Source organism: Pseudomonas sp. R76, from assembly GCF_009834565.1.
In the GTDB taxonomy this organism is placed as follows: domain Bacteria; phylum Pseudomonadota; class Gammaproteobacteria; order Pseudomonadales; family Pseudomonadaceae; genus Aquipseudomonas.
Map to the genome: position 1 here is coordinate 4,512,922 of NZ_CP019428.1, position 19,420 is coordinate 4,532,341.

20 protein-coding genes and 2 pseudogenes are annotated in these 19,420 nt (G+C 51.3%); 8 read left to right on the forward strand and 14 right to left on the reverse strand.

Annotation, left to right across the window (positions count from 1 at the left end):
• Nucleotides 1–179: 179 nt before the first annotated feature.
• From PspR76_RS31705 to PspR76_RS20165, 3 genes and pseudogenes are all read right to left on the reverse strand, one after another.
• Entirely contained in the window at nt 180–1,043 is an 864-nt protein-coding gene (locus PspR76_RS31705; protein WP_371914122.1) for a methyl-accepting chemotaxis protein, read from the reverse strand.
• Nucleotides 1,038–1,820: pseudogene (locus PspR76_RS31710) on the reverse strand (MCP four helix bundle domain-containing protein); the annotation flags it as partial. The pseudogene PspR76_RS31710 and the gene PspR76_RS31705, both read right to left, overlap by 6 nt.
• A gap of 668 nt (nt 1,821–2,488) precedes the next feature.
• The gene (locus PspR76_RS20165; protein ID WP_159958108.1) at nt 2,489–3,271 is read right to left on the reverse strand and encodes a DUF4253 domain-containing protein; all 783 of its coding nucleotides are present in this window, start codon (nt 3,269–3,271) and stop codon (nt 2,489–2,491) included.
• Between the two features lie 213 nt (nt 3,272–3,484).
• Here PspR76_RS20165 and PspR76_RS20170 point away from each other — a divergent pair, with 213 nt between their 5' ends.
• Entirely contained in the window at nt 3,485–3,721 is a 237-nt protein-coding gene (locus tag PspR76_RS20170) for a hypothetical protein (protein WP_159958110.1), read from the forward strand.
• A 141-nt stretch (nt 3,722–3,862) separates the two neighbouring features.
• Nucleotides 3,863–4,267, forward strand: a complete 405-nt coding sequence (locus PspR76_RS20175) for a hypothetical protein (protein ID WP_237235681.1) — start codon at nt 3,863–3,865, stop codon at nt 4,265–4,267.
• A 102-nt stretch (nt 4,268–4,369) separates the two neighbouring features.
• On the opposite strand, the gene PspR76_RS20180 is transcribed toward PspR76_RS20175, so the two are convergent.
• Both PspR76_RS20180 and PspR76_RS20185 read right to left on the reverse strand, forming a co-directional pair.
• On the reverse strand, nt 4,370–4,669 hold the full coding sequence (locus PspR76_RS20180; protein ID WP_159958114.1) for a hypothetical protein: 300 nt from the start codon (nt 4,667–4,669) through the stop codon (nt 4,370–4,372).
• A gap of 32 nt (nt 4,670–4,701) precedes the next feature.
• Nucleotides 4,702–5,754: a DUF4062 domain-containing protein gene (locus tag PspR76_RS20185; RefSeq protein ID WP_159958116.1), complete on the reverse strand. Its 1,053-nt coding sequence runs from the start codon at nt 5,752–5,754 to the stop codon at nt 4,702–4,704.
• 229 nt (nt 5,755–5,983) lie between these two features.
• Here PspR76_RS20185 and PspR76_RS20190 point away from each other — a divergent pair, with 229 nt between their 5' ends.
• Nucleotides 5,984–6,703, forward strand: a complete 720-nt coding sequence (locus PspR76_RS20190) for a hypothetical protein (RefSeq protein WP_159958118.1) — start codon at nt 5,984–5,986, stop codon at nt 6,701–6,703.
• A gap of 108 nt (nt 6,704–6,811) precedes the next feature.
• On the opposite strand, the pseudogene PspR76_RS31715 reads toward PspR76_RS20190, so the two are convergent.
• Nucleotides 6,812–6,925 (reverse strand): annotated as a pseudogene (locus PspR76_RS31715) (DUF4113 domain-containing protein); the annotation flags it as partial.
• Between the two features lie 66 nt (nt 6,926–6,991).
• Between PspR76_RS31715 and PspR76_RS20195 the strand changes: the two are divergent.
• Together PspR76_RS20195 and PspR76_RS20200 are read left to right on the forward strand one after the other, a co-directional pair.
• Entirely contained in the window at nt 6,992–7,486 is a 495-nt protein-coding gene (locus PspR76_RS20195) for a hypothetical protein (protein ID WP_159958120.1), read from the forward strand.
• Nucleotides 7,487–7,654: 168 nt separating this feature from the next.
• Nucleotides 7,655–7,990: a hypothetical protein gene (locus PspR76_RS20200; protein ID WP_159958122.1), complete on the forward strand. Its 336-nt coding sequence runs from the start codon at nt 7,655–7,657 to the stop codon at nt 7,988–7,990.
• Between the two features lie 70 nt (nt 7,991–8,060).
• On the opposite strand, the gene PspR76_RS20205 is transcribed toward PspR76_RS20200, so the two are convergent.
• Complete coding sequence (locus tag PspR76_RS20205) at nt 8,061–8,720, reverse strand: hypothetical protein (protein ID WP_159958124.1); 660 nt, start codon at nt 8,718–8,720, stop codon at nt 8,061–8,063.
• Between the two features lie 466 nt (nt 8,721–9,186).
• Complete coding sequence (locus PspR76_RS20210; RefSeq protein ID WP_056789510.1) at nt 9,187–10,095, reverse strand: abortive infection family protein; 909 nt, start codon at nt 10,093–10,095, stop codon at nt 9,187–9,189.
• Nucleotides 10,096–10,555: 460 nt separating this feature from the next.
• Between PspR76_RS20210 and PspR76_RS20215 the strand changes: the two genes are divergently transcribed.
• Complete coding sequence (locus PspR76_RS20215) at nt 10,556–10,924, forward strand: hypothetical protein (RefSeq protein ID WP_159958126.1); 369 nt, start codon at nt 10,556–10,558, stop codon at nt 10,922–10,924.
• Nucleotides 10,925–10,985: 61 nt separating this feature from the next.
• Nucleotides 10,986–12,155: a DUF3800 domain-containing protein gene (locus tag PspR76_RS20220; protein WP_159958128.1), complete on the forward strand. Its 1,170-nt coding sequence runs from the start codon at nt 10,986–10,988 to the stop codon at nt 12,153–12,155.
• 147 nt (nt 12,156–12,302) lie between these two features.
• Here the strand turns inward: PspR76_RS20220 and PspR76_RS20225 are convergent, their stop codons facing one another.
• From PspR76_RS20225 to PspR76_RS20235, 3 genes are all read right to left on the reverse strand, one after another.
• Complete coding sequence (locus PspR76_RS20225; RefSeq protein ID WP_159958130.1) at nt 12,303–12,689, reverse strand: hypothetical protein; 387 nt, start codon at nt 12,687–12,689, stop codon at nt 12,303–12,305.
• Between the two features lie 75 nt (nt 12,690–12,764).
• On the reverse strand, nt 12,765–13,301 hold the full coding sequence (locus PspR76_RS20230) for a hypothetical protein (protein WP_159958132.1): 537 nt from the start codon (nt 13,299–13,301) through the stop codon (nt 12,765–12,767).
• A gap of 343 nt (nt 13,302–13,644) precedes the next feature.
• The gene (locus PspR76_RS20235; RefSeq protein ID WP_159958134.1) at nt 13,645–16,290 is read right to left on the reverse strand and encodes an AAA family ATPase; all 2,646 of its coding nucleotides are present in this window, start codon (nt 16,288–16,290) and stop codon (nt 13,645–13,647) included.
• A 704-nt stretch (nt 16,291–16,994) separates the two neighbouring features.
• Here PspR76_RS20235 and PspR76_RS20240 point away from each other — a divergent pair.
• Complete coding sequence (locus PspR76_RS20240; protein WP_159958136.1) at nt 16,995–17,783, forward strand: hypothetical protein; 789 nt, start codon at nt 16,995–16,997, stop codon at nt 17,781–17,783.
• Nucleotides 17,784–18,015: 232 nt separating this feature from the next.
• Here PspR76_RS20240 and PspR76_RS31335 read toward each other — a convergent pair whose 3' ends face one another.
• The 3 genes from PspR76_RS31335 to PspR76_RS20255 all read right to left on the reverse strand — a co-directional run bounded on the left by PspR76_RS31335 (nt 18,016) and on the right by PspR76_RS20255 (nt 19,386).
• Nucleotides 18,016–18,399, reverse strand: coding sequence for a hypothetical protein (locus tag PspR76_RS31335; RefSeq protein ID WP_237235682.1), 384 nt, complete (start codon nt 18,397–18,399; stop codon nt 18,016–18,018).
• 90 nt (nt 18,400–18,489) lie between these two features.
• On the reverse strand, nt 18,490–18,780 hold the full coding sequence (locus tag PspR76_RS20250; protein WP_237235683.1) for a hypothetical protein: 291 nt from the start codon (nt 18,778–18,780) through the stop codon (nt 18,490–18,492).
• A gap of 210 nt (nt 18,781–18,990) precedes the next feature.
• Nucleotides 18,991–19,386 carry a DUF6957 family protein gene (locus tag PspR76_RS20255; RefSeq protein ID WP_159958142.1) on the reverse strand — a complete coding sequence of 132 codons (396 nt, stop codon included), beginning with the start codon at nt 19,384–19,386 and terminating at the stop codon, nt 18,991–18,993.
• Nucleotides 19,387–19,420: the final 34 nt, after the last annotated feature.

Genomic DNA, 19,420 nt, shown 5'->3' on the forward strand with positions numbered 1-19,420 from the left:
GCGTGTTGCTGCGATTGCGAGCGTCACCTGCACGACCCATTGCAGCGAGACGAAGAAGGGGTGCGAAAACGTTTACGTTGTTTGTTCAGGTAATGGCCGCTTCAAAGGGTCGGGTTATGCCGTGCGTGCTTAGCGAAAGATGAAAAGTGCGCCAGCAAAAGCGCACTTTTCTGTGGGGTCTAAAGCTTAAATTTGGCTACCAACTGGTTGAAGGATACTGCAAGCCTTGAGAGCTCGTGGCTCGAGGCATTTGTCTGATGTGCTCCTGTAGCAGTTTGAGCTGACAAGCTTTGAATGTTGACGAGGTTACGATCTACCTCACGAGCAACCTGTGCCTGTTCTTCTGACGCGCTTGCGATAACCAGATTGCGTTCTGTGATTGCAGCTACACCCTCAGTGATTGACTCCAGAGCAATGCCTGCAGCCTGCGCAAGCTGACGTGTGTTAGTTGCCTGGCTCTGACTCTTAGTCATGGTTTCTACTACAGAGGTAGCGCTTGTCTGAGCAGCGTTAATCATCCCCTCGATTTCAATAGTCGATGATTGGGTACGATGAGCTAGAGCTCTTACCTCGTCAGCTACTACTGCAAATCCGCGACCTTGCTCGCCCGCTCGAGCAGCTTCAATGGCCGCATTCAGAGCTAGGAGATTGGTTTGGTCAGCAATCGACCTGATGACTTCAAGCACCTTGCTGATTTCTTTAGTCTGATGAGCAAGCTCTTGAACCTGCGAGCTCGATGAGTTGATTTCCCCAACCATTCCTTCAATCGCTACAACAGCTTCTCCAACCTTACTTTTGCCTGCCATGGCGTCTTGATTGGTTCTTTGCGATATTTCTGCTGTAGAAACGGCATTTCGAGCGACTTCATCGACCGCAGCTGTCATTTCATTCACAGCGGTAGCAGCCTGTTCGATTTCGCTGTTCTGCTGAGTAAGACCCCGTGTGCTCTCGTCCGTTACGACGCTCAGCTCTTCTGCTGCCGAGGCTAGCTGATCTGATGCACTGGATATATTTTGAATTGTGCTTCGAAGGCTCGCCTGCATCCCATCTAGGGAGGACAGTAATTTCCCGGTTTCGTCCTGGCTACCTGCGTCAATACGTTGCGTAAGATCTCCACCCGCAATACGCTCTGCAGCCGATACTGCATAGGAGAGTGGCCGTGTAATGAGTCGCGTAATAAGAAGACCCAGGCCCATTGCCAGGACGAACGCGATTACCATACCTGCAATCATCGTTAGCTTAGAACTTTGAATGAGAGCATCGCTTTCACTTCGGAGATCGTCTGCCTGATCATTGTTAGATGCAATTATCCCTAGCATCTCTTTCTCAGCGAAACCGTACTTATCGCTGACGTCTCCTATCAGTTGCAATCTCGCCCCTGGCAAATCCCCCGACATCAAAGTATTGGCGAACTTATCTCCCGCTTTTATATAAGCAGGCCAATCCCGTTCAAAATTATCACCTAATGCCTTTTCGTCATCGCGCAGCGGGGTGCTACGATAAATAGCAAATGCTTTCTCTACAGCACGCTGGCGGTCAGATAATGATTTTAGAGTGGTTGAGAGTTCCCCCTCAGCTGCACCACCAGCTTTTTGTGCCAGCAACAAGTATAGGTCTCTATTGTGATAAATTACTTGCTGAAGAGCTTCATTCACCTTGTTAATTGAAGTTATATTATTGCTAAATACCGATGAGATCGCGTCGCCCAGCCGCGAGTTGCCGTTCATCCCGACGAGCCCAATCGCAATAGTTATCAATGCGCATATCAAGAATGATATGGACAGTTTTGCCGCAAGGCGTAAATTCAGGAACCAAGTCATAGAGCTTTCTCTTCGATAGGGGAGATCTGGTTAACCTTGAGGCGTGCCATTGATCTGGAGATGTATCGGCAAGCAAGTCCGATTATTGAGATTTTTTTCTCACGCGCAGCTTAAATAGATTGTTTCTTATGTTTACCACCCTAAGTCCAAGTAATATTGATTTTGATAACAATTCGCACTTCAATTGTTAGGGTTGTTGAATTTTTACTGAGACCAACTTGGCTGATTTAGCTTCTCGTCCATTGAAGGCCGCCTTTCCCAGTTGGGTGGGAAGCAATCTGAATAGCTGATGCTTCTCTGATCCTTACACTAGACCGAGTCAGCTGGGAATCTGAGATTGCCAATCCGGCTTAACCACAGTACGTCGGAAAACGCTGAGTAACCGGAGCAAGCGGAGCGCGCAGGCTGGAACAGCCGAAGGCGTGAAGGATGGACGCCTGCAGGGCCGAGATACGGCGGGACGCGGGAGCTCGGTTTACGACAACCCGCCCGCGCACAGCGGCTCGCCAACAGACGTAAGTCAGTCAGATCTTGCTTGACTCAGTAGCACCACCGCCGTGGCTGAACAAAAAGCGCAAAGCAAATGCCCTCCTACATGGCTGCCAAAAACCCCAGACCTCTCACAAGCTCAGGTATCTATTCAGCCGGGCTTTTGCTGCGCACGAAGCTCACTCCACGTAACGGAGCCACAAATATGTCCGACCAGAGATCGCCTGTGCGACTGCGGAAATGCGTGCTTGTAGGTCTTCATCGTTAGTGTTGTAGAGCGCACAGAAGTCTTGGGCTACGACGTTAGCAAGGGACGTATCAGGCGGTTCAGCACGAACGAAGCCGATGTAAGAAGCACCTACGCCCATCAACTCATAGCCATGCGCTTCTGAAAAGTGACGCGCAACCGCAAAGTTTTTTGCAGGATCCAGGTCGGAAGTGAAATAGCCATTCGGAAAAGCCGCGAGTGCCTGGCAAGACTGCTGAACGGGTACCAAGAGCACTGAAAGAGGCTGCTCTAGAAGAGAGATAGGGTTGTTCTGGTAACCGATCCACTCCTGGAGGGCCTGCTGATCTAGCGTCAAACCATGAGCGCAAGCATCCTCGAAAGACGTGGCTGCAACCAGGCTCATGAAATTGCGAAGACAGATTGCGAACTCCGCTTTCGTAGTCGGATAGCCAATGTATTCACCATTCTCAAAGCACTCTGGAGGTAACCCCGCTATGTCCTGCTCCGATGCATCGTCCATCCCTAAATTATTGCGCACATGTCCCGAGGTGTAGCGGGCTTGGTGCATATCATCGAGCGAGAACAGAGGTTTAAAGCCTGGATGCGCCTCAGCAATCTTACGACGAGCTTCGGTCAGATCGTCAAAGCTGGTAATCCCGCTCACGCCGTACTCATCGCATGTACCTACAGACGGATTATCACGCTTGCCGTTACCGCGAAATTCGATATCCATAAACCGTGGCCTGCTCCATTTTGCTACTGAATTGAGTGAGTAATCCTAAGCGTTTCAGGATCATCATTGAAGGTCTGCCGCCTAGCGACAATAAGTCTTCCTGCCACCACATAGCAGCGCGCTACGCTAACTTTGACGTTCGCACTTCGAGGTAATGTTGATGTCCGAAACTGGCCTACCATGCAATTTCTAATCGACTCAGGGAAGAAACTGATGACTACAGATCCGTTATGTCTAGTCTTTGTGCCGGCTCTGGCGGCAGTGCTGCAAGCCGCCGAGGATAAAAAGGGCCAGCCGCTTACCGAGATTGAGGTGTGTGAAATCCGAGACAGATCCACCTGCATCGCTTTGCCTTTCAGCGCAGCGTTGGCAATGGAAGAAGATCGTGGTTATCCAGACCTCATCGCTGAGAACTGCTGGAATGAATGGCAACGTCTACGCTCCCAGTGATTTGCGCCTGTACCAAAACAGTGCAGCCCTTCTGTGATCAGACAATCATCCGACTGTAAGCAACCGTTGCTCTCTGTCGGCCACGGGACGCTGGTAGCACACCGAGTACCTCCCTATCTGCCAAAAGTGAGTCATCCCCTTATGAACGAAGGTTGGCAAAACGACGACTATTTCATCGTCTTCACGGAGGATGAGAGCTTAGCTGCCATGAAGGCCTACAGATTTGATCATCATCTGCCGGGGTACACGCTATTAGGTCTAAGAGGATGGGATGACTTTATCGTCATCAACTCTTCCGGAGTAATATTTACCATTCCGACGCTGCCACTCGATGCGTCCTATGCCGCGCCGTTTGCCCTTCCCCAGCAGGTTTCCCTTGAACCGGACGAGCGTTTCGCTGGCAAGATCAAGTGGTATACGAAGCCCTTAGTTTTTGGGGGCGACGCGGCGGACAAAACAAATTTCGTATGGATCACTCACGAGCAACATGCTGAGCTTGTCACCTGGTGGAACGAACAATACAGGAGCGCCAAAATACAGAATTAGTGCAATTGCCCATAAAGCCGAAATCGCAACACATCCTCACGTGGCGTACTAAGGACTCACGACTAGCCGACACCCTATTTCTTTTTCCGAAGCTGCTGGGTGCTATCGATGAGTGTCCGCCGCCTCAGCCGGATAAAACTCGCCTTCCTTCCCCATCTTTTTCAGCCGTTCGCGCACGATCAGCTCAACCCTGGCAACTGCGGCTTGATCGCCCTGGTTGATCAATTGCAAGCACAGGCGCCGGACATTCTGATCGTGGGTGCACTCGCTCATCATCTCGTGAGTGAAGACCTGTTCGCCACGCCATAGGCATAGCTGGGTACAAGTACCGCCGAGCCATATCTCGTTGATTGATCTCAGATCGGTGCTAGCCAGCTGATCCACCGTGATTGTCTTATCCATTGCGCTGTACCTTTACCGTGCTCTAAACATCTCTACAAATTCAGCTTGCGACCCATTCGATATAGCGCGTCATCTAACCAACTCTCAAATGCACTTTGGGTTGCCGGCAAAAGGAGCTGCCTCTCTTGGAGCAAGCGTTCGGTGCGGTGAGGAATGGAAATGCTCGAAGCTGTGGAAGCTGGAGGCTCCGAAAAGACTTTATTGTCCATGCCAAGCAAAGCTATCTGAAACCAGCCACTCCGACCTTGTGTAACCAGGCTAAAAGCAGCAAGCGCGGCGGATCGCGTTTTCGACGGAGAAACGTAATAGGACGAAAACATGTCATTCCGACTTCCTGCATTTCCATTGGAAAGACTGACGGAAACCCACTGCAGACCGTCGTCCTGCATTCGCCACTTGAGTACGTTGGTATCTAGACCCAACGTCTCCGGTTGATCGTGGGGCTTATAGCCGTCTCTAACGGCGCTCAGCCCCTCCTGGCAGACCTTCAAGAAGATCTCGTCCCGCTGAGCATCAGACACTCTCAGCGAACCACCCAGCGCCGGCTGCGGAAGAAATACGAACTCGACAGTAGCGTCGTGACCGTATCCGCTCGATCTGGATTCATTGGGTCGGTGGGCCAGCCTCTGCTCGAATTCCGTTTCGTTAATCGCCGTTTGGTTCTGCCTCAAAAGGCTGAGAGCCTGCACAATTCCATCCGCCAGTTCGTTCGCAGATGAAAATGTCACTCGAAAAAGTCCATCGACGTAATCAGAAACCTCACGCTTAAACGCTTCCTGCTTTTCGTTGGCCGGTATGGTTTCCAAAAAAGCGAGGATGCGTTTGTTTGAAGCTTTAGCGCGTCGGAACTCCTGCTGAGTAACCGACTCACCTGTTTGGGTCTCAAAGCCAAAATCTGCACCCAGCACCAGAACGACTACATCGGCCTGATCCACCTCCAGCATGCACGCGGTTTGCGAGGAGTAAGGTCTGGCGCCAAATTCTTCACTCATTTTTGGCGTGTGCCCTAACAGCATTACCGCTTTTTTTGCAGCTGCGCGATATTCCTCAAAACCTCTTATTACCGAGCTGATAAAAACATTCATGCACCCATCCTCCGATAAAGCTCCTTGGTATGCCCCACATTACACTTTCTGTTCCTATTGTGGAGCAGCATCTTCAGCAGGGCCTACAGGGCCCAGCGCGACTAAAAGCGACATATTTACTATGTAGGGGATCATTTTGGTATCACGTCGTCGTTAAGTTCAGGCTTGCGTAGGCATGCTTTTATGGATGGTTAATGTAAAGTACCCGGCCCAAATCAAGGATGACTTTATGTCTAGTAAGTACCAAACGCGACCATTCGACAACGCTCGAGCGAAAATCCTTTCAATTCATGACGCCACTAGCAGACAGGAAGCACATCGTCTCTCAGGGGCAACGCAAAACTACGTCGAGACCCTGGAGGAATATGAACTTATCTCTAAGGCACAGCGGATGGTTTTGGACGAGGAACTGGCGAACGCTCGGTGCAATGGGGAGATCCAAAATGTCCCGCTGATGAAGCGAATCAAGAGTTGCCTCAAGCGGAAATTGGCTACGTGTAAAGCATGGCTTGCTGCCAAAGAGCAAAAATGGAAAACATACTGGCTAAAGTGGGTCGCGGTAATGACTATCCTAGCCCTTATCTTCACGTTTTGTATGGTTCCTTTCTTTGGCACCGCGATTTCATGGAGCTACCTAGTAACAGCGGCGGGACTATTGCTCGTCGCGTTCAGCCTGCTGGTGAGATTTAAATTTTTGCAAGATCTCGCCACTCTGCTGGGGATAGTGCTGGCTGGCTATTGGTACATACACTCTGTGGGTGGCGCGTTCAACCCTGTCGATGAAGTCTTCCTCATCACGGAACAAAAGGGTGGGTACGTCGCGTTGGTGAAGGTCGTTAAGGACAAAGATAGTCGTAAGCAAGCCTGTTCATTCGATCCAACCAAAGCGCAATTGACTTGCGAAGTGAGAATCGGAAAAAGCAATACAGACCTGCAACCACAACCATAGATGGGAGTTCAACGGATCAATGGTGAGTCCGTAGGTCGATGCGGGAATCCGGATTCTTAAGCGATTGTGCCGGACTTGTAAATCAAATGGGCGAACAGGTCATCCGTATCGGAGATCCATTAGCGTCACTTCCGCCTTGCTGTATTTGAAACCAGACCAAAACAGGCGACTGGCCGACTCGGTGGGAGCCTTGGTCGTGAGCCGCATGTCGTTGAGCGTATAGCCGTAATACCACTGGAGTATCATCATTCTCTATGACCCAGCCGCACCACACTAAAGGACTTCGCCATGCACCAAGTTATCAGCGCTGCTTACTACCGACCTGGATTCGCAAGGAGCGCTTGCGCATGGTTAATGATTGACGGCATTGGCATTGAGCAATGGCTGTCCACTCATCTTGAATGGTCAGACCTCGCAAGCCTTGGTCTTTCTCTTATCTGGCTTATCGACGAAGACGAAGACGCTCTTGCGAATCGCCGTATAATCCCAGCCGAAGATGGAAGCTCTACAATCGTGCCGTTGTTGGTCTGTAGCGATGACATGAATTTTGACTGTATCGTCTTGGTCGCAGAGCAGGTAATCGCTGCTGACACCGTACACTGGCGGCGCTTTGGTCGTAGTATTTCGGACAAACTGGAAGTTGGAATCTCGACAAAATGGATCGCCGAGAGCAAGCCGTTAAGCTTTGCATTGGAGGATTTCCAAAACGCATTGGAGCAGTTCACTCAGTTGTCGAAGACGAAGCCAGACAACCATTGCGATGAACCCTTAAGCCCTCAATAGCCTAGCTTACGTTGCATCATTTTTATCGCTATCTAGCCCACTACCACGTTGAAATGTTGACCACGTAGCCCGAATTCACAGTGACCATACATGCTCCCAGAGGACACGCTGGAGCCGCCATCCTAGTAGAATTCGTCGAGCTGATTACCGCCCACTTTGAGATGTTCTATGAGCTCTGAATTAACTGAAGAAGAAATGCGTCGTGCCCTATTCGGTACGCCTCAGCCCGAAGAGCAGATATCTGCTCCTCCAGTAAATGAGCGTTTGGAAGAAGTTGTGCTCGCGAAACCCGCTGTCGCTCCAACAGCCAAAAAGAAGGTCGCGAAAGCATTCACGCCCAGGCTGAGGGTCACGTTACGTGTCGGAAACGACTTTGAGGGGAAGATGATCGAGTTGATTCACGAGGCCGATACGTTGAGCTCGTTGCTTGCTGAGCAGGAGGCTGTGAAGGCTGCTAGGAAGAAGTACAAGTACGTGGACGTGGTATCGGTTAAATCGATGTAGACGACGCCACTGGGCCGATGAGCTCTCTATCGCTAACGAGCGCGCCCCTTGGCTATGCGCTCTATCTGCATCAACTCGGTGGAGTTGTAGACGAACAGCCCGTCACTTGAGGGTAAGTCTGGCAAACCTGCATTATTTTGTTTTTGGGCTCAAAGCCATGATCAATCATGCAACGCTGCACTTCTGCAGTGCGCCCGATGCTTGCGACGTCCAGATTCGACCCAAGTGGCTTCGCATAGCCGCACGCATACATCACCGGCAAGGCTTCACTATCATTTGCTACCTGGACTGAGAAATGGAGTGATGCTCCCGCTTTACGCCATGAGACCTGCATACGTTCATCCCGGCCTGAATTTGGTTTTATTGGATGGAAGGCCTCGTCCTCTACAAACGGCAACGCTTCGAGCTGCGACAAACTGAGCGGACGGCCCTGCCTTTCCTCGACGCAGGCAGGCATGTTCTTCATTATTTCACAGTATTCAAAGCCGTCTTTTCGGGTAAAACCGAGACGTTGCATGCACTGAAAGTGAATTATCTCTTCGTTTATTGGGAAACGGTTTAGTGGCCCTGCCACAGGGTCACCACATTCTGCCATTGCGGCTTTAACGCCCTCGACGGAGGTAGAAGCGCGTTTCCATTGGGTGAAAGACGCTGGTGGCGGGCAGCCGGTGAGTAAAAGTACCAATGAGATCATGACTGGGATGGTAATGATCTGAGATTTGCTGAACATATTTTGTCCTTAATTTATGTCAGGCCACCCGAATGGTGTCCAACTCTTCGGGGCGAATAATTCCACCATATGACTCCCACGGTACCAGCCGCTACCTGGGCGGTCTCAGGTATGCCGGGTGTCAAAACTGCCGGTTGATTTAAGCGATGTCCGTTCTTAATGAAATCTGATAAGCGCTACTCATGGAAAGGCTTAGCAACGCTGCAGTTGCCATCCATCAACATCGATAACTGAATCTACATAAGCCGGGCATTCGGGAGAGTTCTCGTGCCGCTCCTGTGACCTAGACCATGTAACGCGCACTCTAAAGGCGCTTGTGTCCTCTGGTGCCGCAGTAGCACCTGCCATTGTTATGTGGCGCAGAGCCCTGTGTTCATTCAAGATCGAAAATCACTCTGTCAGGCACATGCAGCTTTCCAAGCTTACACAGCTTGTAAAACCTCCGCCCACCGTGAGCGGGCTTCTTTTATTCCGGTTCCTGCTTGCCCTTCAAAATCGACTCCGTCTGCTTAAGTACAAACGCAGAGCAAGCCCCTGAGAGGTGATTGATAAGCTGTGCAACATCAGAGCCTGGCGGCGTGTAACCATCGTTTTTGCCATGGGCGGTGCTGCTGGAGTTCCTGAGAGTCCCGACCCCGTGGAAAATAGTTCCGATCCCTATAAGTGATTGCTTAGCTCCTTCATTCAGCGTGCCGGCTTCATGCAGTTTTTTTGCGGTACGAGAAATGAGACTTTGCATGGTCAGTGCTTCATATCCAGTATCCCTAAGCTGCTTGAGGCACGCTTTCAGGACTGTTTCTCCGTGAGAGCTGCTGCGAGCGATGGAGTCTTCTGGATCGACCTCTACAGCCTTCTGAGCCTTCTGCCATGACTCAAGCAAAGTGGGATGGTGCTCGAGCTGTTTTTCAATGTCTGAGTCAATGGCCGCTTTTTCTGCTGAGACAAACTCGGTTAACCATGCATTGGTGGTGCTGATAGTGATGTGCTCTTCTTCCAAACTCCTTGTGATATCTGCTACTAGCGATTCTAAGATTTCCGGTGTACTCAGCAAGAGCAGCCATTCAGGCTTGATTTCTGCTAGCTCGCATTCATTCCATTCAGGTTCGGGCCAGCCGTCTGCAAACCGCTCGACTCTTACAATCAGTCTCTCGCCATTGAAGAACAACCAGCCGGTGGTACCACCGCTTACGGCAATATCTTCTATCTCCCAATGATCAAGCGTTAATGACTTGCTAGAGCCGCAGCAGCCAAGGCCACCCGAAGAATCTAATAGCTTTTTATCGAACGTTTTCAGACGATCTATTAATCGTTGCCGTTCGCCCTTCACTTTTGTGGACAATGCCGCCAATCCGGTTAACACATCGTTCTTCGCCATGATTTTCTATCCCCTCAATCAGAACTGATCTTTTACAGGAGCCCGCCGAAAATCTCGACTGGGTACTCGACCCAGAACGGCAAACTAGAGTCTGCGGTCTGCCTCTAGGTGTAGTTACTACACTCAAACCGCACTATCAACTCGCCTACAAGCCAAGAAATACAGGGCTCACAACGTTTCATCCTATGGCAGCTAATGGCGGTAAACAGGCGTTGCAGGATTCCCCAAGAACGACGATCAGTCGGCTGCTGACCGAGAACATCGCCCTACGCGAAAATACATCCCTCCCGCGATTCGAGCTCCAAACCTCGGGATCGTCCTCTGTTCACCTTGGGCATGAGCACAGTTTCTATGTGTGTAGCGCGCCCTATCAGCGAGAGCAAGCACAGGGATCAAGCTTGCAATGGCTTTTAGCCTCGATGCCAGCTAGATTTGGAGCTTTCTACGATCAAGGAAGAATATGAAAAAGCTCATCGCAGTAATGGGGATCTGTGTCGTACTTGGCGGTTGCGCTACGTCCCACTACACCGCAGGCCGAGACTTTCCGTCAGCTAGTGTAACGAGCATCACCAAAGGCAAAACCACGACTGCTGAGTTGAAGTCGCTGTTTGGTGAGCCCTACGCCAAGAGCGCAGTCAGCGAGACTGACGAGAAGTGGATCTACACCTACACCAATGGCTCAGCCCATGCCCAAAGCTACGTGGTCACCATGAAGGTGACAACTACGGGCACTCAGAAAACGCTCGACGTCTTGATCCGAAATGACGTGGTCATCAACTACACGTTCAGCGAAGGCCCCGCTCCAGGCACTACCACTGCGACGAACTGAGTTCGCCACCTTGCCATTGGGCGACCCACCGCGCTCAGTGCGTTGTTGATGGAGCAAGCTCATGGACAGAACATATGCCTTCGTGGATGAGTCCGGGAATTCCGACCTTGATACGTCAAAGGGAGGAAGCTCGGGCTTCTTCATCGTGTGCTCCATTCTGGTGGCAGAGAAAGACCTGGAAGCTGCTTATGCCCAAGCTGAAGCACTCCGCAAGCGTCATTTTCAAACTGGCGAGATCAAATCCAGCAATCTGAAGCCCAAGGATTCAGATCGCCGTGGCCGGATCCTCACCGAGCTAGCCGAGCTGCCATTCAAGCTCTATTTCACCGTCGTTGATAAGTCCCGAATTCACAAAGATGGCGGCCTCCGTATCAAGACCTCGTTCATAAAATATGTGGACGGGTTGCTCTATGAACGCTTGTTCCGCGCATACCCTGACCTCCAGATGATCGTAGACGAGCATGGTGGTCAGGAATTTCAGGAAAGCCTCAAAAGCTACGTTGCAGCGCGGTTTGTCGACGACCTGTTTGGCGATAAGGATGCCTTCCAGACGATGGCCAGCAAGGACAACGTTTTGGTTCAGGTTGCAGATTTTTTTGCTGGCTCAGTGGCTCAGATTTATGAGGAGAAAGCTTCGGAAGAAGCAGTTCTTGCCTACAAACAGATCCTACGGAACCTGACTCTTGGCATGCTTGAGTGGCCATCCAAGTACCAGCCTCTGCTGCCGCCGCCGGCGGATGAATCTGGTTACGCAGACTACCAGGTACACCAAGAAGCCCTCCGCCAAGCAGACCTTTTTAGCGAACGGGTTGGTGAGCACCCTGATGAGGATGAGCGCCTACAGCTAAGCATCTTGCGGTTCTTGAGATTCCAGAGCGAATTTGTCACCAAGGACTACGTACTGACTACGGAGATCATGGCCCATCTAAAAGACAGCGGATTGGGAGAGGTCAACGGCCAGAGAATCCGATCCAGGGGCATTGCCAAGCTTCGGGATGCGAACGTCATCATCACAAGCGCGGCGAAGGGTTACAAAATTCCCCAGACGCGTGCGGACATCAATGACTTCCTAGAACGGGCATCCGGCATCGTCGTCCCTCTTCTCGAACGCGTTAAAAAAGCGCGCGATGTATACCGGCTGAGCAGTCGAGGAGAATATGACATCGTCTCTGCCAACCTTACTGAGCTAGCCAGGCTGCTCGCCGCGCTTGAGGCATTTGCGGGTGACTGAGCTCGGTAATTACGACGAACCTCAGCGGGCTGCAATAATTCAGGATGGAAACCATGACGATCCGGTAAGTGCGCGCCTGGAGGTTTGGCTACTGCGAAGCGCGAAGAAAACTTTTAACGTCGCACTGGCATCAAAAACTCGATGCCTCTATGCTTCGAGTTCCTCGCTATCTGTTAGGCCGCGTGTAACGCTATTGGTATACAAAAATCTTTCAGCAGATCCACGTGTTCGCCACGTTTCCACCGCTCGCTGGACGAGCCTCGTCGTGTCAGAAAGATTGAGGTGGTGCTTGGTGGAGTGCGTGAATGTGGGGATCCACCATGGATCACCCTCTATAACTATACCAAGGTCATAGTAGTAAACGGACGGGCCTTCGCCACGCCAGTCCCTCATCGCCTCTTCTGCTAGATCCCTCAACTGCTTGGCCCTTTCATCCATAATTGAGTTCAAGACCACAACGTGGTGATCATTGAGCTCCGCAACGAAATCTTCGACATCGATGATACTGTAGTTCAATATGACTGCTTGATACATCGTTACCAGTCCGCTCTCGTCGATTTTCTAGTGTCATGAGGATAGCACTTAGTTGCAAAGCTTTTTAGCTCAAAGTCACTTAACGACCAGAGTCTCAACGCCAGTAACTGGATCGCGGGAGCTCTCGATGTGACAGGGATTGTCATTTCCGACGTGACTAAATAACGAAATAACTTGGTCAATCGATATAAAGAATAAAAATTTATCCCTGTCGAGGTCTGAGGTAAAGAATACTCCGTTGACACTCCCATCATCTGAGAGGCAGGGGGCAAAAACAAAACTGTGAATGATTCTCCCGCAAACAAACATAACGTCCCGGCTCTCCCCGTTGCTCCTACTCAGGTCGTAGATTTCCTCGAGCTTGTGGTTATTCCTCCACGTTACGGGCTTAACGTTTGCATACTTCCTGAGGGAGAGAGAAAGCGTCCTTGTTTTATCAGTAACTTTCGTAGGGGACTCGATAAGTCTTCTTACCGAATAGAAACCGATAAAGATGTCGCGCTCGAGCTGGGCTACCTGATCATCAGCAAGGCCTTTCGAAGTCTTAAGGGTCTTCAGGCGTTTAGCCAATTTTAGCAGCGGACTCTTCCAGTTTTCACTTTCCCAGACCATATTGTAAGTCCTACGATTTGAACCGATGGGCAGAATCGAAGCGCGCTCATAGTCTAGGCGGCACATCTCTGTATGCTGGGATGCCGATCTCGGCTGAAGCGCGGGCACCAGTGAATACAACAATGTGCTGAGCATCCTTCAATTGCTGAGCTAAGGCGTCGGTGCTCGTGAACATTCTTCAGGGCCTGATTTCAGCTGAGGTGTCGACATTTTAATCGTTGGATAGGCTGCTGATGATTGTAGGCCATTTACTTAGAGATCCAAGTCAACCGGATGTCATTTTGCCTCGTAGAATCGAGAGGCGTCGGATGGTCACGTCGCCTCGGCCTGGAACTCAGGTCAGTCATTTCGTACGTAATTGCAAAGCGTTAAGTGATTCAAGCGTCTGCACCACCAATTCAACCACACCCACGTCGAAGTCCTCGCGATTTGCCTCCTCGTGGGTGCCCTTGTTCAGATATACCCAAACCAAGGATTGCTCTGGTATGCCTAGGACGTGATCCAAAGCTTGGATAATGGGCGCCTTGTCAGCATGCTCGAAATTCGGCGCCCCCCTTAGCTTCGCTCTGATTCCTTCGCACAGATGACGGAGTGCCGGTTCAGCTCCCGAGCCTGCGATCTTCAAAGTCAGGAGACCTTGATCACAGCGACCAAGCCATCCCCAAATTTTTCCGCTCAACATCTCAAGTGCTTGGCGTGAGGCACCTAAGGCAGCTCTGTCATCCCCCCGCTCGACGGCTGCACGAGCATTGAGCAAATAGGATTGAGTCGTCGCATTTCCCAAAACGCGAGGATGATAGTTTCCGCTGTGATGCCTGAACGCATAAGCAGTCCAGTGCTCTGGCGCGACGTGGTTCTGAATGTCCTTAATGAATTCGTTGCTGTGACAAGTCACGATGATCTGAGTCCCCACGAAACGGTCGCGTTCAAATATCGTCTCTCGTATGCCCTGGCGGTGTTCGTGATCGATAGCGTTAATTGCGTCGTCGAATACGATCACGGGAGCTCTGATACTCAGACACTTCGCCAACAAAATGGAAAGGCCCAAGCATCTAACGTGACCTTCACTGAGAATTTGCAGCGCGTCGACGCGAGCAGCAGGTGTGCCACGAAAACTCAATTCGATACGCCCTTCCCCTGTCACTGGGAGGTACAGGGCTGACAGCTTGTCTGCGTCCAAATCGCGCACATTGAACTCGTTGTAAAGCTCCAACGTCAGGGCATTCAGTCCGGCCATTAAAGTACCTGGCAGTTCGGTACGGTAACGACGTAAGAGACTTAAAAACTGGTCGTAGGCGTTGCGTATACGTGTGTCGCGAGCAATCGCTACCACCTCCTCAGCAACCTGCTGGATAAGCAGAGCGTTGTCAGCAGCGAACGCCGCGATTCTACATCTGGCACCAGCAATAGCCTGCAAGGTTTGTTGACGATTGGAAGCCAATGTAGTTACACCGATGCGAGCCTGATTGAGCCTGTCGCGCTCGTCGATTAGACCTTGGCGGTCATCGAGGATCACTCGAGATGCGACGTCGCGCGCTTCGAGTTCAGTTGCCAAATCAACTGCTCTCTGGGCCAACGATTTCCCTGTTTCATCAGGTTGGAAACCATCCACCCACCACGCCCGCTGAGCATCGACACCTGGATCCGCAAGATAGCGTTGAACGGGTAACGGACTCTGGATCGTTGCTCCTACACGTTGCGCGAAGGTAGCTAGAAATATCCGCAATGCTTCCGACGCGGCGTTTCGTGCAGCAATTGCAGTTCGCTGACGGGCTTGTAGCTCAGCCAGCTCCCTCAAACCTGCCAGGCCATCGTTGGCCTTTTGGTACGGATTGTGGAGAGCGTGATAGTCGCCATCAAGCGGGGTATCACAGGCAGGACAATGGTCACCAACGACCTGTTGAAGACCTAGTACCGCTGTATATAAATCCTGAAATGAGATGTCGTTACTGCGCTGTGCCAACTGACCTTCTAGATCATTTAGTGCCCTTTGCGCCGTTTCCGCTGCGGTGTAGGCATTGATGAGAGCGGCAGCACTCACGCCGAAAATTGCAGGGGCTGGCTGGTTGATCGCCTGCTCGAGTTCCTGCAATCGCCCCGGATGTTCTGGACTGCCTATTGCAGCCAACAGCTGCGCATAGCTCATTCCTGGACTGTATGAGTTGGCGTAGTTTTGCTCTGCCTGAGCATGTCGGATTAAGGCAGCGCCCTCGTCTGCGACAGTCGCATTATCTTGATTTAACGTCGCTTGCTTGGCCAAAAGCTCTTGGTTTTTCACAGCCACCAAGGTTAGTTGACCTTCCATAGAATCATTGAAGTGCCCAACAAAATCATTGAACTGATCCATACCGAAGAGAGCAGCTATCAGCTCGGTTTTCTGCCCTGCAGGCTTTGCAGCTATGCGAGAGAATGCGTCTATTCGATTCTTCTCGACGAAGCAAAAGCGGTAAGCGTCTGCGTCCGCCATCACAGGTACTTGCCGGCCTTCAAAATCAGTTGCGAGTAAAACTGGCCGTGCAAAACGGCCCTCGTGCGAGTTGGAAAGATAACGGTCAGCTGCAATCCGTTTGATGTCTCCCTCATCTACTGCACCGAGCAAGGCAAATTCCAGCGCTTCACACAGGCTGGTTTTCCCGCTGCCATTCGGGCCGTAAAACATGACGATCCGCTTGTGCAGCTCGAACGGCTCAGGTTGTCTGAACCCTCGAAATGGCCCCACTGTAAGATGATGCAGCTTACGAAAAGCCCATCCCGCTCTGGCCTCGGCGGCCTGGGGCACTGGCTCATCCGGAGATGTGGCAGGCAGGGATAATCGAGCTAATTCGCTCAGAACAAAGGATCGTTGACTGCGCTGCCTAGAGCTTGCCGCGACGGCAGGGAAATTCACCGACACCATATTGGCGAATCGACGCGCGTCTTCGGAAGCTCCGCTGTCTGGTCGGTGAAGCCAATGAACGAACTGCTGGAAATCCTGCAATGCCGACGTCATCCATTCCTCCCGGCGCTGCACATGAGCGCGATGGCTCACATTACATCGGGCAGCGACGGAAACCTACGGTCACGTCGTGGCAAAACGCCTTGATTGACACAAAACGGGCGGCTATAGCACTCCTCCCGTGATAAATTCGATTGAGCTGCCCTGCATGGTTTAGGCGTTTGACGTAGTCAGGGTAAACCCACGGTTTTACCGGTATTTCGCACTGTCCCGTGCCCAGCCCTCATGGCACTATCGGAACTAACGAATGCCCATTTAAGGAAAAAAAATGAAGCTCAAGGGAAGAGATGGAGTAGAAGTTGCAATTCCGGCTGGAGCCCACGGGTTGCAAGGCCGAGATGGAAGAATGGTCGCTATCCCAAAAGGTGGCCACGGTCTTCAAGGACGAGATGGGCGAATGGTAGCGATCAAGCCGGGCGGTCACGGTCTCCAAGGTCGGGATGGAAGGATGGCTGCGATTCCGAAGGGGGGCCACGGCCTTCAAGGAAGGGATGGGCGTATGGTCGCGATTCCGGCAGGTGGACACGGCCTTCAAGGGAGAGATGGGCGCATGGTTGCCATTCCTAAAGGTAAGCACGGTGTAGAAAATGATAAAGGCCGTATGCAGGCAAAGGGTTAGCACCTGCGCAATGTCAGCATCTTTCCTACCAATCGCATCCATATTGGCGATCTAGAAGTAGTTATACAAGGATAGGTATATGCCTAGCGAACTTAAAAAAGTCGAACGTCGCCGCAAAGCCCGAAAAAAACTGGATGAATTAGCCACTCGAGAAGATCAGGTTCTTGTAATCCACTATTCCTGCGAAAGCTTCTATGATCGACCGGAAGGTCAAACCCCTAGAGTTACATCAATTGCAGTTCGCAATTATGCAAACGGCCAAACAGCTTCTTTTTCAATTCACAAGGTTGCTGAGCTGAAGCACGTACCCTTTGGAGAGATTGGCAACAACTACGATCAACTAGAGAAAGAAATGCTTTCTGAATTTTACGACTATGTAAGGCAGCATAAACCTTACGACTGGGTTCACTGGAATATGAGAGACATTAATTACGGTTTCCCAGCGTTGGAGCATCGATTTAAGATCCTCGGAGGCGAACCAGTTGAGATCGACGAATCTAAAAAATTCGACCTATCGCGTGCACTCGTTGCAATATATGGAAATGCCTACATCTCCCACCCGCGCATCGAAAAACTGATGGAAAAAAATCGAATCACAACCAAAGATCTATTAAACGGTCAGGGTGAAGCAGATGCATTCGACAACCATGAATACGTCAAACTCCATCAGTCGACCTTACGAAAGGTCGATGTACTAGCAAATTTCCTTGGCAGGACTTTAGATGGTTCTCTTAAAACCAATGCCAAGTGGAAAGACACACACGGATTTTCGCCAAAAATTATTGGCGAATATATAGCGATGCACTGGGTGTTCACGTTGCTAGTCGGGCTCATCGGCATAGCGTCAGCGCTATACTCGGTGCTCTAGCCTAGTAATTGACCGAAGCCCCTCAACCGTGGGAATCGCCTGAAGCTCAGGGCCTTGTCCTACTTCGGCAACACCTGACTTGGTTGAAGAACCAACATGAGAAAACACCCGCACAGTCGCACCTTTCACAAAATTCGAAGAAATGTTTAATGCCACTCTCCTTCACGAGTATGGCATCACCTACTTCGCTGAGGCCAAAGTACGGACAGGGCTAACGGTTTACCGTGCGTCATCACTGAACGCTACGTGGAGACGGGTGCGGTTGCCCTTTAGTAAGTCGCAGGTAATCGCGAAGGCTAGCACGTCCATTGTACCGCTGGAACGTCGCTAGTACGTACCGCGAGTTCTCCGTCGTCATCACCCAAAATCGCCCTTCACGCTCGACTTTGACTACATCAGAAGTGCGGATCAAATGACCATCGCCAAACCGCCCATACTGGTCTTTGCGCTTGTGACCAAAAACAACACCGATGCCTGCGCGAGACCTGATGGAAACACCGCAGAGATAGGCGGTCACTGGCACATCAAAACCTTGTTCCTGGGCTTTGATTATTCGCTTGAGATCAAAATCTGTATGGCGTTTGCCGTGAAAATTCACATCTAGTGTGTCCAGCATCGTTGGGCTCCGGTTGCGGTCTGTAAGGAGTTATCAAGAATTGCACACGCAACCAGGCGCGCTGGTACCGTGGGGGATTACTGGTAAATTTCAGGCTGATCGCATCATGCTTGAGAGAAAGACGGGCCTCAGGTTGACCAGCGCTTCAATCTGGAAGTCTCGCTGGTGTGAGGTGTGATACACCGCCCCCTTAGCCACTTCCAGCAAGCAAACCTCAGAACCAGACCTGTCTTCACCTACGGTTACTCTGGTTAACCGCTCCATCTGCCAGCCCCCGGACTTATTCATCCAAGATGGCGTCACAGCCATAATCTCGGTGATAGCTAAATCTGCGCCTTGGCTTACCAACATTTTTTGAAGCTGGTGGGTGTCGTCAATCATCACCGCGCACTCGCTGAGCCGACCCTCATTTTCGACGCTAAGGGTTAAGTGATACCAAGGCGTTCGGAGCAGCCTTGAGACTCCACGCCAATGGGATACGCCTTCCCCGAACATTCCTGGGACGCCTATCAGGTCGTTGTCTAAGGTTCTGAACATGTGTCGCCTCAAGCTGCTGGCGCACGTCAGTTGCCCAGCAGAACCGGTTGGTAATCAGAAAAGGGAAAATATCGCTTCGATAGAAGCAGACTTACGATGGCCTGGCCCGAGCAAGACGTAGACCGTGTTGCGTGTTTCGAATAGGTAGCCTTCCTTGAAAGCGGTGCCCATGCTTGAGCGCACCCAATGACCTGGTTCGAAACGCCGCTGCTCGTCGTGCACAACTTTGTGGGCAAACATAAACATTGGCTGGCAGCCTGCGGCGGTAACTTTCGCTCGCTCTTCGTCGGTGACGATGGCGTCTAGGATCGTCCACTCTTCTACGGCGCAGAGAGGCATCCATTTGTAGCGCTTTCTGGCCAACGCGACGGCTTCGTCGAGGGTAAGTTCGGAACCTTGCAGCTCAATGCCCTCCTCCCCCAGCAAACCATGCTCCTTGGGACTAACCACCCATCACCGCCTATCTCGACAATATTCGTAAATT